Annotated in this window: 17 protein-coding genes; 11 read left to right on the top strand and 6 right to left on the bottom strand. The window is 69.7% G+C overall.

All coding sequences use genetic code 11. From position 1 onward, the window contains the following. Positions 1-112: 112 nt before the first annotated feature. A complete protein-coding gene (locus ACIRB1_RS14650) occupies positions 113-1,138 on the bottom strand; it encodes a LacI family DNA-binding transcriptional regulator (RefSeq protein ID WP_078652459.1) in 1,026 nt (341 codons plus the stop codon). A 119-nt stretch (positions 1,139-1,257) separates the two neighbouring features. Further along, positions 1,258-2,058 carry a response regulator transcription factor gene (locus ACIRB1_RS14645; RefSeq protein ID WP_328830149.1) on the bottom strand — a complete coding sequence of 267 codons (801 nt, stop codon included), beginning with the start codon at positions 2,056-2,058 and terminating at the stop codon, positions 1,258-1,260. A 193-nt stretch (positions 2,059-2,251) separates the two neighbouring features. Between ACIRB1_RS14645 and ACIRB1_RS14640 the strand changes: the two genes are divergently transcribed. From ACIRB1_RS14640 to ACIRB1_RS14605, 8 genes are all read left to right on the top strand, one after another. Further along, positions 2,252-3,154, top strand: a complete 903-nt coding sequence (locus tag ACIRB1_RS14640) for an alpha/beta hydrolase (RefSeq protein WP_403465749.1) — start codon at positions 2,252-2,254, stop codon at positions 3,152-3,154. 52 nt (positions 3,155-3,206) lie between these two features. Further along, complete coding sequence (locus tag ACIRB1_RS14635; RefSeq protein WP_352183104.1) at positions 3,207-3,461, top strand: MoaD/ThiS family protein; 255 nt, start codon at positions 3,207-3,209, stop codon at positions 3,459-3,461. 8 nt (positions 3,462-3,469) lie between these two features. Continuing rightward, positions 3,470-4,591 carry a hypothetical protein gene (locus ACIRB1_RS14630; RefSeq protein ID WP_403465748.1) on the top strand — a complete coding sequence of 374 codons (1,122 nt, stop codon included), beginning with the start codon at positions 3,470-3,472 and terminating at the stop codon, positions 4,589-4,591. A 176-nt stretch (positions 4,592-4,767) separates the two neighbouring features. After that, positions 4,768-5,514 (top strand): DUF2993 domain-containing protein, encoded by a 747-nt coding sequence (locus ACIRB1_RS14625; RefSeq protein ID WP_403465747.1) that lies wholly within the window; start codon positions 4,768-4,770, stop codon positions 5,512-5,514. 503 nt (positions 5,515-6,017) lie between these two features. Further along, positions 6,018-6,857, top strand: a complete 840-nt coding sequence (locus tag ACIRB1_RS14620; RefSeq protein ID WP_403465746.1) for a sulfurtransferase — start codon at positions 6,018-6,020, stop codon at positions 6,855-6,857. A 39-nt stretch (positions 6,858-6,896) separates the two neighbouring features. After that, entirely contained in the window at positions 6,897-7,184 is a 288-nt protein-coding gene (locus ACIRB1_RS14615) for a DUF1416 domain-containing protein (RefSeq protein WP_019064558.1), read from the top strand. Between the two features lie 250 nt (positions 7,185-7,434). Continuing rightward, positions 7,435-7,695 carry a DUF3099 domain-containing protein gene (locus ACIRB1_RS14610; protein ID WP_366323801.1) on the top strand — a complete coding sequence of 87 codons (261 nt, stop codon included), beginning with the start codon at positions 7,435-7,437 and terminating at the stop codon, positions 7,693-7,695. Between the two features lie 29 nt (positions 7,696-7,724). After that, the gene (locus ACIRB1_RS14605; RefSeq protein ID WP_403465745.1) at positions 7,725-8,108 is read left to right on the top strand and encodes a VOC family protein; all 384 of its coding nucleotides are present in this window, start codon (positions 7,725-7,727) and stop codon (positions 8,106-8,108) included. A 34-nt stretch (positions 8,109-8,142) separates the two neighbouring features. Here the strand turns inward: ACIRB1_RS14605 and ACIRB1_RS14600 are convergent, their stop codons facing one another. Beyond that, positions 8,143-8,868 (bottom strand): TetR/AcrR family transcriptional regulator, encoded by a 726-nt coding sequence (locus tag ACIRB1_RS14600; protein WP_403465744.1) that lies wholly within the window; start codon positions 8,866-8,868, stop codon positions 8,143-8,145. Between the two features lie 103 nt (positions 8,869-8,971). Here ACIRB1_RS14600 and ACIRB1_RS14595 point away from each other — a divergent pair, with 103 nt between their 5' ends. Continuing rightward, the gene (locus tag ACIRB1_RS14595; protein WP_403465743.1) at positions 8,972-10,096 is read left to right on the top strand and encodes an FAD-dependent oxidoreductase; all 1,125 of its coding nucleotides are present in this window, start codon (positions 8,972-8,974) and stop codon (positions 10,094-10,096) included. A 46-nt stretch (positions 10,097-10,142) separates the two neighbouring features. Here the strand turns inward: ACIRB1_RS14595 and ACIRB1_RS14590 are convergent, their stop codons facing one another. Continuing rightward, the gene (locus ACIRB1_RS14590; RefSeq protein ID WP_352183111.1) at positions 10,143-10,418 is read right to left on the bottom strand and encodes a hypothetical protein; all 276 of its coding nucleotides are present in this window, start codon (positions 10,416-10,418) and stop codon (positions 10,143-10,145) included. Further along, positions 10,415-10,780, bottom strand: coding sequence for a hypothetical protein (locus ACIRB1_RS14585; RefSeq protein ID WP_352183112.1), 366 nt, complete (start codon positions 10,778-10,780; stop codon positions 10,415-10,417). Before ACIRB1_RS14585 ends, ACIRB1_RS14590 begins: the two co-directional genes overlap by 4 nt. Before the next feature lie 170 nt (positions 10,781-10,950). On the opposite strand from ACIRB1_RS14585, the gene ACIRB1_RS14580 reads away from it, so the two are divergent. Both ACIRB1_RS14580 and ACIRB1_RS14575 read left to right on the top strand, forming a co-directional pair. Further along, entirely contained in the window at positions 10,951-11,793 is an 843-nt protein-coding gene (locus ACIRB1_RS14580) for a helix-turn-helix transcriptional regulator (protein WP_403465742.1), read from the top strand. Continuing rightward, on the top strand, positions 11,775-11,972 hold the full coding sequence (locus ACIRB1_RS14575; RefSeq protein ID WP_403465741.1) for a DUF397 domain-containing protein: 198 nt from the start codon (positions 11,775-11,777) through the stop codon (positions 11,970-11,972). The genes ACIRB1_RS14580 and ACIRB1_RS14575 overlap by 19 nt, the downstream gene beginning before the upstream one ends. On the opposite strand, the gene ACIRB1_RS14570 is transcribed toward ACIRB1_RS14575, so the two are convergent. Continuing rightward, positions 11,966-12,328, bottom strand: a complete 363-nt coding sequence (locus tag ACIRB1_RS14570) for a DsrE family protein (RefSeq protein ID WP_403465740.1) — start codon at positions 12,326-12,328, stop codon at positions 11,966-11,968. The two genes, ACIRB1_RS14575 and ACIRB1_RS14570, sit on opposite strands and share 7 nt — an antisense overlap. Positions 12,329-12,437 lie beyond the last annotated feature (109 nt).

The following is a 12,437-nucleotide window of genomic DNA, read 5'->3' as shown; positions in this document are numbered from 1 at the left end:
GCCCGACAGAACCTCGTATGCCCGATATAAAGACGCCGGAGCCCCGTGAACACAGGGCTCCAGGCGAACTCAGCGACTCCGGTGACCTCCGGGATGGACGGGGTCGGCGTGCTCAGCCCTCGCAGCCGCAGGACTGCCGTATCACCAGCCGGGACGGGAACACCTTCAGCCGCTCGCGCCGCGACCCCGCGACCCGCAGTCCGTCGTCGAGGACGAGGTCGACGGCCGCGCGGGCCATCGCCGGGCGGTCCGATGCGATCGTTGTCAGCTTCGGGTCCGCGAGGGCGGCTTCCTTGATGTCGTCGAAGCCGATGACCCCCAGCTCGCGCGGTACGTCGATGCGCAGCTCGCGCGCGGCCCGCAGCAGGCCGATCGCCTGGTCGTCGGTGGAGCAGAAGATCGCGGGCGGGCGCCGGGGGCCGGAGAGGATGCCGAGGGCGACCTGGTAGGCGTCGTAGCGGTTGTACGGGGCTTCGAAGAGGCGGCCCTCGGTCGGCAGCCCGGCCTCGGTCATCGCGCGCCGCCAGCCCTCGACGTGGTCGGAGACCGGGTCGCCGACGGACGGCGTCTCCGCCGTACCGCCCATACAGGCGACGTAGTCGTAGCCGTGCTCCAGGAGGTGGCGTACGGCGAGCTGGGCGCCACCGAGGTCGTCCGTGACGACGGCCACGTCGTCGATCGCCTCGGGGCGCTCGTGCAGCAGGACGACCCGGGCGTCCCAGGCCTCGATCTCGGCGGCCGCGTTGTCGTTCAGCGCGTGGCTGACGAGGATCAGGCCCGAGACGCGCATCCCGAGGAACGCGCGGAGGTAGTGCACCTCGCGCTCGCCCACGTAGTCGGAGTTGCCGACCAGCACCATTTTTCCGCGCTCGGAGGCGGCCTGTTCCACCGCGTGCGCCATCTCCCCGAAGAAGGGCTGGCGCGCGTCCGGCACGATCAGGCCTATGAGGTCCGTGCGCCGCGAGGCCATGGCCTGGGCGACCCGGTCCGGCCGGTACCCCAGTTCCTTGATCGCGGCGAGGACACGCTCGCGCGTGGCCGGTGCGACCGGCCGGGGTCCGTTGTTGATGACATAGCTGACAACGGCGGTCGAAGTACCCGCCAGCCGCGCCACATCATCCCGAGTCACCTTGGCCACGCGCGGAGTCTACGCGGATGGACCGGCTCTGGGCAGGGCGTTTCGAAGCTTCTCCGTGCTTCCGCGCACCATCCGTGCGCGGAGGCGAACCGATAAGCGACGCCCTGCCCGGATACGGCTTACGCCTCGGCCGGGATCTCGGCCGCGTCCAGGGCGGTCGAGTCGGCCGTCTGGTCCGCATCCTCCGGCTTTGCCCCGGCGAGAGCGGCGCTCGCCTTGAGCTTTGCCTCCTCGCCGCCCCGGTCACCCTTCTCGGGGGTAACGAATCGATAACCCACGTTCCGGACGGTCCCGATCAGCGACTCGTGCTCGGGGCCGAGCTTGGCGCGCAGGCGCCGTACGTGGACGTCGACCGTCCGGGTGCCGCCGAAGTAGTCGTAGCCCCAGACCTCCTGAAGCAGCTGGGCGCGGGTGAAGACGCGGCCCGGGTGCTGGGCGAGGTACTTGAGGAGCTCGAACTCCTTGAAGGTCAGGTCGAGGACCCGGCCCTTGAGCTTGGCGGAGTACGTCGCCTCGTCCACGGAGAGGTCGCCGTTGCGGATCTCCATGGGGGAGTCGTCGTTGACGATCTGCTGGCGGCCCATGGCCAGGCGCAGCCGCGCCTCGACCTCGGCGGGGCCCGCCGTGTCGAGCAGGACGTCGTCGATGCCCCAGTCGGCGGTGACGGCGGCGAGGCCGCCCTCGGTGACGACCAGGATGAGCGGGCACCCCGGGCCGGTGGACCGGAGCAGCTGGCACAGGCTGCGCACCTGGGGCAGGTCACGGCGGCCGTCGATCAGGATGACGTCGGCACCGGGGGTGTCGACGAGGGCGGGGCCTTCCGCCGGTGCCACGCGCACGTTGTGCAGCAGCAGGCCAAGGGCCGGTAGCACCTCCGTCGACGGCTGGAGGGCATTGGTCAGGAGCAGCAGAGAACTCATATGTCTGGTTCCTCCTCGGTCCCTGCGAGGACGTGTGTCGTGCGGCACAGCGTTTGCGGTCCCGGGGGCCTTGTATCACCGGCGTCCACCTGTGGTTTCCCGTGGTGTACCGCTTCGTATACAACGCTCCTGAAAGCACAAAAGGACCCGGGGGCTTCTCTGCCCGAGTCCTCTGTCCAGCAGAATAGCCCACATGAGCGCTGGTACGGCAGGTCATGTGGCACGATCCACCGTTCGTCCGAACTCTGAGACGATCAGACGTACACGTTTGCGGACGTTTCTGCACACCGACGACGGGGTGACGATCGATTCCGTATACGAACCGGGGGCCGTCGTATACGACGCCTCCCGGTCACCTTCCGGTGATCCCGTGTTCGTCGTGGCGCACGGTTTCACGGGCGACGTGGACAAGCCCCATGTGCGGCGCGTGGCCGAGGCGTTGGCGCAGTACGGAGCGGTGGTCACGTTCTCGTTCCGGGGCCACGGAGCCTCCGGCGGACGGTCCACGGTGGGGGACCGCGAGGTCCTCGATCTGGCCGCGGCGGTCGCCTGGGCGCGCGAACAGGGGCACGCGCGCGTGGTCACCGTGGGCTTCTCGATGGGCGGTTCGGTGGTGCTGCGGCACGCGGCGCTGTACGGATCGGGCCGTTCTGAAAGTTCACCGGGTGATTCCGGGGGTTCGGGGCGCGAGGGGCGCACGGAAGCGCACACGGACGCGGTGGTTTCGGTGAGTGCGCCGGCCCGCTGGTACTACAGAGGCACCGCCCCCATGCGGAAGCTGCACTGGCTGGTGACCCGCCCCGAGGGCCGGCTCGTCGGCCGCTACGGCCTCAAGACCCGTATACAGAACGGGGGTTGGGACCCGGTCCCGCTCTCCCCGGTCGAGGCGGTCCCGCGCATAGCGCCCACACCGCTGCTGATCGTGCACGGCGACCGTGACGGCTACTTCCCCGTCGACCACCCCCGGATGCTGGCCGAAGCCGCCGCCGACCACGCCGAACTCTGGCTGGAGCCGGGCATGGGCCACGCGGAACACGCGGCCACCGACGACCTGCTGGCCCGCATCGGTCGCTGGGGCGGTTCACAGGAGAGCTAGCCTGACGGGTGTTGACGCCGAATCCGTCGACACCGATCTATCGAGGAAGCACATGCCAAAGGTCACGGTGCGCTACTGGGCCGCCGCGAAGGCCGCGGCCGGCACCGCCGAGGAGCCGTACGACGCGGACACCCTCGCCGACGCCCTCACCGCCGTCCGCGAGCGACACCCCGGGGAACTCGCCCGCGTACTGCTGCGATGCTCGTTCCTCATCGACGGTGACCCCGTGGGCACCCGCGGACATGAGACGGTACGGCTGGCCGAGGGCGGCACGGTCGAGGTGCTCCCGCCGTTCGCAGGAGGATGAGCGAAGCGATGAGCAACCAGCCGTACGAGGGTTATGGCGAGGGCTACGACCCCTACGCCCAGCAACAGCAGCCCCAGCAGACACAGGCGCAGGCCTGGCCCGGGCATCAGCAGCAGGCGTACGACGACGCGCAGGCCGACCAGCAGTACACCCAGCAGTGGCAGGGCCAGACCTGGGACACCCAGGTCCAGCAGACGAGGCCCGCCGCGTCCGACCTGGCGTACTTCCCGCCGCAGAACTACCAGGCGGAACCGCAGGGTTACGACCCCTACGCGCAGGCCCAGCCCCCCAGACCCGACGTGCCCGAGGCGCAGCAACCCGCCCCCTCGGCCGGAGACGGCTACGGCCCGCCCTCCCTCGGGGGCAACGCCCGCGTCACCGACGCCCAGCGGGCCAGGCTCGAAGGCCGTTCGCCGATCATCGAGCCGGGCATGCAGCCCGCCGGCCTCACCGCCGTCCTGGCGCTCCTGCTCTCCGTCACCGCGCAGATCGGGTCGTACGCCCTCGTCGTGCCGCTCGTCATCCTCCAGGCGGTGACGGCGGCGGGCTGGTTCCGGCTGAACGGGATGTGGCCCGCGCGGCAGGGCATCGCGCTCGCCTTCGCGGGGGCGCTCGTCGCGGACGTGGCGCTGCTCGCCGCCGGGCGGGAGAACGGCCCGGCCGCGATCCTCGGCACGCTCGGGGTCTGGGTGCTGCTCTCCCTCGTCACGCAGCTGCGCTCGCACGCCGACCCGGACACCCGGATCACCGGTCTGATGGCGACGGTCGCCTCGGCGGCCCTGGCCATCGTCGCGACCGGGCACCTGGCGGCCGACCCGGACGCGGTGACGGTCGGCGCGGCGGCGGTCGCGGTGGCGATCCTGGCCCGCGCGCTGCCGCTGCCGACGGTGGCGTCGGTCGTCGTCTCGCTGCTCGCCGCCGCCGGTGCGGGCATCGCCGTGGGCGGCATGACGGGCATGGGCGCGAAGGGCGCGCTGCTCGGCGCGGGCGCGGCGGTCTGCGCCCTCATCGGCCACCGCGTGGCGAGCTACGACTACCCGTCCCGCTTCGTCCACTTCACGGCCGGTGTGGCCCTCCCGCTGGCCGCTGCGGCCCCCGCGGTGTACGTGCTGGGGCGCGCGCTCGGCTAGGCCAGGCACCCGGGCCCGACGGCCAAGTGCCGTGCCGTGAGCGGGAGTTAAGAGACCTGTCACAGGTGATCGACAATTTCGCGGTACCCGTGCCGGACAGGACTACTCTCGCGCTGGGCGGCCACCAGGTCGTTGTACCGCTTTCGTCGACGACCACCAGGTGGGGATCTCCGTACATGCGTGGGCTACGAATACTTCTGATCGTCGTGGTGATTCTCGGGGCCCTGTTCGTGGTCGTGGACCGGGTCGCGGTCCACTTCGCGGAGCAGGAGGCCGCGTCCAAGGTGAAGACCAGCGAGAACCTGGCCAGCACCCCTGACGTCTCCATCAAGGGCTTCCCCTTCCTCACCCAGGTCGCCTCCGGGAAGCTGGACGACGTAGTACTCGGCGTCAGCCAGTACGAGGCGCCGACCGGCAACACCGCGGGCAGCGGCGGCGCCACGTCGATCCGGATCGACGACCTCAAGGCCGACATGAAGGGCGTCAAGTTCTCCAGCGGCTACAGCACCGCGACGGCGGCCAGCGCGACGGGCACCGCGAGCATCTCCTACGACCAGCTGCTCAAGGCCGCCAAGTCCGCCCCGACGAGCGTCTTCACCGGCGTCACGGCCCAGATCGTCGGCCTCTCGGACGGCGGCGACGGCAAGATCAAGGCCGACATGAAGGTGACGGTCACCGGGATCGGGACGACGACGTATCCGGTGCTCAGCACGGTCACCGTCGTCGGCAACACGGTGAAGGTGCACGCGGACAACCTGCCGAAGCTGGTCGTCGACCTCGCGGACTCGCGGGTTCGCACGATCACCGACTTCCAGCAGACGCTGAATCAGCTGCCCGGCGGGGTGCAGCTGGACAGTGTGCGGGCGGCGAAGAGCGGTGTGGACATCAAGGTGAAGGGTTCGAACGTCAAGCTGGCCGGGTAGGACGGGTGCCGGGAGCGGTCCATCCGTGCTCCATGCGCGGTCCGTGCGCGGTCCGGGCGCGGTCCGGGCGGGCCCGCCGGGCGCCGTCCGTGCGGGCGGTGTCTGTCCGAGGGGCGAGACGGCGGTGTCCGTGCGGCGACGGGATCAACGGCCGCGAGGGTCCGGATTCCCTGCCGTGGGGCGCCCAGCGGGTTTCTCGTCTCACATCACGGACGATCGTGTCTCAAAATACGACACACCGGTGACATGTGCGGCGATCCGTCCCTACGATCGTCGCTATGCAGTGCACTTTGAGCGTCCTCCGGTCGCGGGGACAGGCGGACTTCACGAAGCGGCGGGCAGTTGACCTGTGCCGCGTCGCCGCCATGCTCTGTCGCACGTTCTGAGCGGAAGCGCAGCCTTCCGTCTTCCCCCGTGCCCTTGACCTTGATCAGGGCACTCGCGCGAGCGCGCACCCCTCTCTCACGCACCGCACCGCCGTAACTGCCCCGGAGGAGAAAAGCATGAGCCGCAGTGACGTCCTGGTCGACGCCGACTGGGTCGAGGCCAACCTCGACAACCCGAGCGTGGCGATCGTCGAGGTCGACGAGGACACGTCGGCGTACGAGAAGAACCACATCAAGAACGCGATCCGGATCGACTGGACCAAGGACCTCCAGGACCCGGTACGCCGTGACTTCGTCGACCAGGAGGGCTTCGAGAAGCTCCTGTCCGGCAAGGGCATCGCCAACGACACGCTGGTGATCCTCTACGGCGGCAACAACAACTGGTTCGCGTCGTACGCGTACTGGTACTTCAAGCTCTACGGCCACGACAACGTCAAGCTGCTCGACGGTGGCCGCAAGAAGTGGGAGCTGGACGCCCGCGAGCTGGTGGAAGAGGTCCCCTCGCGTCCCGCCACCGACTACAAGGCGAAGCCCCAGAACAAGGCGATCCGCGCGTTCCGCGACGACGTCGTGGCGGCGATCGGTTCGCAGAACCTGGTCGACGTCCGTTCGCCCGACGAGTTCAGCGGCAAGCTGCTCGCGCCGGCGCACCTTCCGCAGGAGCAGTCGCAGCGTCCGGGTCACGTCCCGTCCGCGCGCAACATCCCGTGGTCGAAGAACGCCAACGACGACGGCACGTTCAAGTCGGACGACGAGCTCAAGGAGCTCTACGCCGACGAGCAGGTCGACCTCGCCAAGGACACCATCGCGTACTGCCGTATCGGCGAGCGCTCGGCCCTGACCTGGTTCGTGCTGCACGAGCTGCTCGGTGTCGAGAACGTCAAGAACTACGACGGTTCCTGGACCGAGTACGGCTCCCTGGTCGGCGTTCCGATCGAGCTCGGCGCCAACAAGTAAGCAACCGCACCACCGCTGCGACCTGAAGGAAAACAAGACATGTGTGGAGCGAAGGCCGGCGGCCCCGACGCCTCGACGATCAAGCCCGGTGAGACCACCATCCAGGGCCAGGTGACGCGCAACGGCGAGCCCGTGACGGGTTACGTCCGGCTCCTGGACTCGACCGGCGAGTTCACCGCGGAGGTCCCGACGTCCGCGACGGGCCAGTTCCGCTTCTACGCGGCCGAGGGCACCTGGACCGTCCGCGCCCTCGTCCCCGGCGCCACCGCCGACCGCACGGTGGTCGCCCAGACGGGCGGCCTGGCGGAGGTGGCGATCGCCGTCTGACGGCAGCGCCCGACGTCCGAGGGGCCGCACCTGTTCGGGGTGCGGCCCTTCGCCGTTCCCTGGGCGCGGCCCTTTGGCGTGCGCGGGCCTACCCTGGCGGAATGCTGGCACGTCGCCGTCGCGTGACCTCTTTTTGATGCGCTCCTTGCACTGCTTCGCAGGCTGCGGAGCGCTGCGTCGGCCTCCGGCCGTCGGCGTCGGTGGGCCCGCATCTGTGGAGTAGGTATCGATGCGGGCCTACCCTGGAGAAATGCTGGCACGTCGCCGTCGCGTGTACTTCGTCATGATGGGCATCTGCATCGGGCTCTTCGTCCTGGCCTGGGGAGTCGTGCGGATCTGGTCGGTGCCCGCGGCCGTCGGGATGTGTGTGGTCGCGATGCTGATCCCGCCGGTGGCCGCGATGGTCGCGAACCGGCGAGGCCCCGACGACCGCTGGTGGGACGACCCCTCCGGCGATCCCAAGTCGGACGAGTGGTGGGACGAGCTGGACGGCAAGAAGCGGCGCCCGTGAGACACGCGGTGAGCGGGTAGAGGGCGGGCATGTCGCCTACGAGACTGTCCACCGTGGTGCTCGACGCGCGGGACGCGCATGAGCTGGCCGACTTCTACGCCCGTCTCCTCGGGTACGAGGTCCGCGCCGAGGAACCCGACTGGGTCCTCATCGGCCCGCCCGACGGCGGCACCGGCCTCGCCTTCCAGACCGAGCCGGAGTACGTCCCGCCGGTGTGGCCCACCCGCACCCCCGGCGACCAGCAGATGATGCTGCACCTCGACATCCAGGTCGACGACCTGGCGGGTGAGGTCGAGCGCGCGGTGGGCCTCGGAGCCACGCCGCACGACCACCAGCCGCAGGACGACGTGCGGGTTCTGCTCGATCCCTCCGGGCATCCGTTCTGCCTGTGGCGGGAGGAGCAGGCGGTGTGACCGAGGGCCGTCACGGGACCCCGGCCGCCGACGGTCAGCCGGATGCGGGACGCAGGCTGTTCAGGAGCAGGCCGAGAGTGAAGTCGAAGCGGTCGGGGCCGGTGCCGGAGATCAGTTCGGCGGCGTGGGCCCGGGTCTGCGGGAACCTCTCGGCCGGCAGAGCCGTGAAGCGGGCCAGCAACTCCTCGTGGTCGAGCACCCATTCGGGGTCCTCGTGCCGGCGCCGTTGCCGGACCAGTGACTGTTCCAGGGCGTACGCGCTGACGTAGAGGGACAGCGCGTCGCGGGCCCAGCCGGCCGTCCGCGGTTCGATGCCGCCCGCGAGCAGGATCGCCAGGATTCCCTCGCCGACCCGCAGCGTCTCCAGGCTGGTCGGCACCGCGGCCAGCGCGGCACGCGAGATCCCGGGGTACTTCAGGTACAGGTCGCGGATCTGCGTGTACACCCCGGCCAGTTGCTCGCGCCAGGCGGCCGGGTCCGGTTCGGGGAGCGTGACCTCGGCGTAGAGCCTGCCGATCAGCAGGTCGTCGATGTCGTCCTTGTTGACGATGTGCGCGTACAACGACGAAGGGCCGGTGCCGAGCACGGCGGCGACCCGGCGGATGGTCAGTGCGTCGTACCCCTCGGTGGCGACGACTTCCAGGGCGGCGTCGGTGATCCGCTCGACGGTGATCGGCTTCTTGCGTGCCGGCGGCGCCGCTGCCTCCGCCCCGGGCTGGGCGTGACGGGCTGCGCGGCGCTGGCGGGGATCTGCGGGCATGCCCACCACCTTACCTTGACACGATCTAAGTTCGTTGAGTAGAACTTAGATCGTCAGAACGAACTTAGTTCGTTGGATCGGATCGACATCCCGGAGGTACGTCATGCGCGTGTCCGTCGTCGGAGCCGGACTGGGAGGTCTCGCTCTCGCCCAGGGTCTGCGCGGTGCCGGGATCGGGGCCGACGTGTTCGAGCGCGACCCCGGGATCGTCGCCCGGTTCCAGGGCTACCGGCTCGTGCTGAACCCGGTCGGTTTCCAGGCGGTGCGCGACTGCCTGCCGACGCGCTGGCACCCGCTGCTCGACGAGATCGTCATGGACGCCTCCGCCGAGCAGCTGATCCTGGACCCGCGGCTGAACGAGATCGGCAGACTCGGCGCGGGCCGTACCGGCATCGTGGTCGACCGGCAGGTGCTGCGACACCTGCTCCTGACGGGCCTCACCGTGCACACCGACGCCGCTCTGACCGGCTACGACGTGCGGCCCGACGGCACCGTCCAGGCCTGGTTCGCCCACCGCGACCCGGCCACCGCCGACCTGCTCGTCGGCGCGGACGGCGTCACCTCCGCGGTCCGCGGGGTGCTGTCGCCGGAGACCACCCCGACCGACACCGGCGTCCGCTTCGTCATCGGCCGCACCCCGCTGACCGACGAGTTCGCCGGCCTGTCCAAGGCGTACGGCTCGAAGATCGCGGGCGACGGCGTCAGCCTGCTGCTCGGCGCGATGCGCTTCCGCACCCCGCCCAAGCAGGCCGCCGAGCGACTGGCCCCCGACGTCACGCTGCCCGACATCGGCGACTACGTGCGCTGGGCGATGATCCTGCCGTCCGGCGGCTCGCTGGAGCACCTGACCCCGCAGGACGCCGTGCTGTCCCGGATGGACGGCTGGCACCCGGAGCTGCGCGCGCTGATCGAGCGGGCCGACCCGGACAGCAGCACCCTGCTGTCCATCCGGGTGGTCAAGCCCGCCGCGCGCTGGGCGCCCGGCCCGGTCACGCTGCTCGGCGACGCGATCCACGCGACCTCCCCGACCGGGGGCAACGGCGCGAACACCGCGCTGCGCGACGCCGACCTGCTGCGCCGCCGCCTGATCGAGGCGGACGGCGGCCGGCGGGATCTGCTCGACGCGGTCGGTGACTACGAGCGGCAGATGTTCGAGTACGGCGCGGAGGCCGTGCGCGGCAGTCTTGAGAGGCTGCCCGCGTTCGCCCCCGGAGCGAAGCCGTCCTGAGGCGCGGTTGCCCTTGGCGCGGGTGTCCTGGGCGCGGGGTGACGCCTCAGCTCGTCGCGATGATCGCCATCAGCAGTCCGCCGATGCACATCGCGGTGAGCGCGCCGGTCCAGAAGGCGTCCTCGCGGAGGGCACGGGGTGTCCGGAACCGGCGTCGGCGGCGGGCCGGGGTGGTTGGTGCGGTGGGAGGTGCCGCAGGGGGTGGTGGTGCCGGGGGCCTGTGCTGTCGTACGACGGGTAACGGCGCCGGTGGGATGACCGGGGGCGGTACCGCCTGGGCCGGGGGGACCTGGATCAGTTGGTGGGGGCGGGGGCGGTTCATACGGGGTGGGCCTCGCTGCGGTGTTTGCGGAGCAGGACATTCGCGTCGGTCTCGGCGCTGTGGTCGTGCTCGGCGCGGGCCAGCGACCGGAGTTCGGCCAGCTCCTCGCAGGGCGCGCAGTCGGGGACCGGGCGGGGTGGCACGTTGACCAGGAACGGGGCGTCGGTGCGGGCGCGGTTGTTCGCCGCGTGGACGCCCGCGCTGATGCGTTCCGCGTCCGTGGCCGGTCGGAGTGACCCGGGGTCCGCCTGCCATTCGCGGCCACCGCCGACGGGACGTAGGAGGGCGTACGGGCCGGCCGAGTCCTGGTACTCGCCCACTTTGCCGGTGTCGGGGTCGTAGAGCAGCGCTCCGGGTTCCATCGGCTCTCCTCCTTTTTATGCAACTAACGTACGGAATGCGCTAGTTGCACTACTCTGTGCATTCCTGGGTGTGTTACGAGGATGGCCCAGGTCGGAGGCGAACACAGCGCCAACGGGCTCAACTTCAACGCCGGGTGCTCCAAATTCCACAAATTCCACAGGAGGTTGTGATGCCGCAACGGGTGGCTGTCACGACGTTGAGCCATGAACCCAGGAAGCGGTTCGCCGAGGAGTTGCAGAGGTTGAGGATGCAACGGGGTCTCAGCCTGCGGGACTTGCAGAAGGCGGTGGGGTGGGACGCCTCGCTGTTCGGCAAGATGGAGCGTGGGGGCACGCTGGGTGGGCCCGAGGTGGTGCAGGCGCTGGATCAGTTCTACGGGTCGGGTTCGCTGCTACTCACCTTGTGGGAGCTGGCAGTTGGCGACCCGACGCGGTTCAAGGAGCAGTACCGCCGGTATTTCTTGCTGCAGGCCGAGGCGTTGAGCCTGTGGCACTACGCCGCGACCGCGCCATCGGGTCTGCTTCAAGCAGACGGCTACGTGCGCGAAGCGCTCGCGGCTGGCAGCGCCAAGGGCGAGGAGTTGGAGCAACAAATCGAAGCACGCGTGAGCCGACGGAAGTTGCTGGAGGGGGATGCCGCGCCTCCGTTCCGCGCCATCATCTCCGAAGCGGTGTTGCGAACGGGGCTGCGTGACAAGCGGGCGTGGCGGGCGCAGTTGGAGTTCCTGGCGGACGCGGCTGAGCGCCCGAACGTCACGATCCATGTGTTGCCGTTCGGTTCCGGAATTCACGGTCTGGCGAACACCAACACCATGTTCCTGAAGCTGCCGGACGGCCGGAGTGTGGCCTACGCGGAGAACGATGTGCGTGGCGAACTGATCGAGGAAACCGAACGGGTTGAGCAGCTGCAGCGTGCATATGATGCGGTGCGCGACCAAGCGCTGTCCCCGGCCGAGTCGCGGATGTTCATCCTGCAGACGTTGGAGGAAGTGCCGTGCGAGCCATCGACTTGAGCAACGTGGCGTGGCGCAAGAGCAGTTACAGCAACACCGACGGCGGCGACTGCGTCGAAGTTGCCCCCAACCTCTCCGGCCTCGTCCCCGTCCGCGACAGCAAGAACCCCGCCCACGGCACCGTGCTGCTCGGGGTCGGCGCGTGGGCGGAGTTCATCGGGTCGGTCAAGGGTCAGTAGACCAACGCCTGCGTCTCGTCCGCCATCGCCTCCTGTACGAACACCTGCGCCCCGGCGATCCGTACGCCCTCGATGACATCCTTCTCGGAGATGTCCCGCCGGGCCGCACACTGCGTGCACAGCGTGATGCGGCCCGCTGCCAGGATCGAGTCGATCAGGTCCGGCAGCGGGGCGGCATGCGGGAGTTCGAACTCCGCGGCGCGCCCCGGCAGGGCGAACCATGCGGACTCTCCGGTCAGCCACAGCGAGACGTCCACTCCGCTGGCTACGGCGACCGCGGCCACCGTGAACGCCTGTGAGCAGCGCTCGGGGGCGTCCGAACCGGCCGTCACCTTGATCACGAGCTTCTTCGACATGACCGAATCGTAATCAACTCCCCTACAACTCCCTTCAGTAGCCATGGGTCTTCTGTGCGCGCATATGGAATGCGCACGTCACGTTCTGTGGGGGACGTCTTGGAAGTAC

Source organism: Streptomyces sp. NPDC096013, assembly GCF_044763565.1.
GTDB lineage: Bacteria > Actinomycetota > Actinomycetes > Streptomycetales > Streptomycetaceae > Streptomyces.
This window is presented reverse-complemented; position numbering and strand designations above follow the sequence as displayed.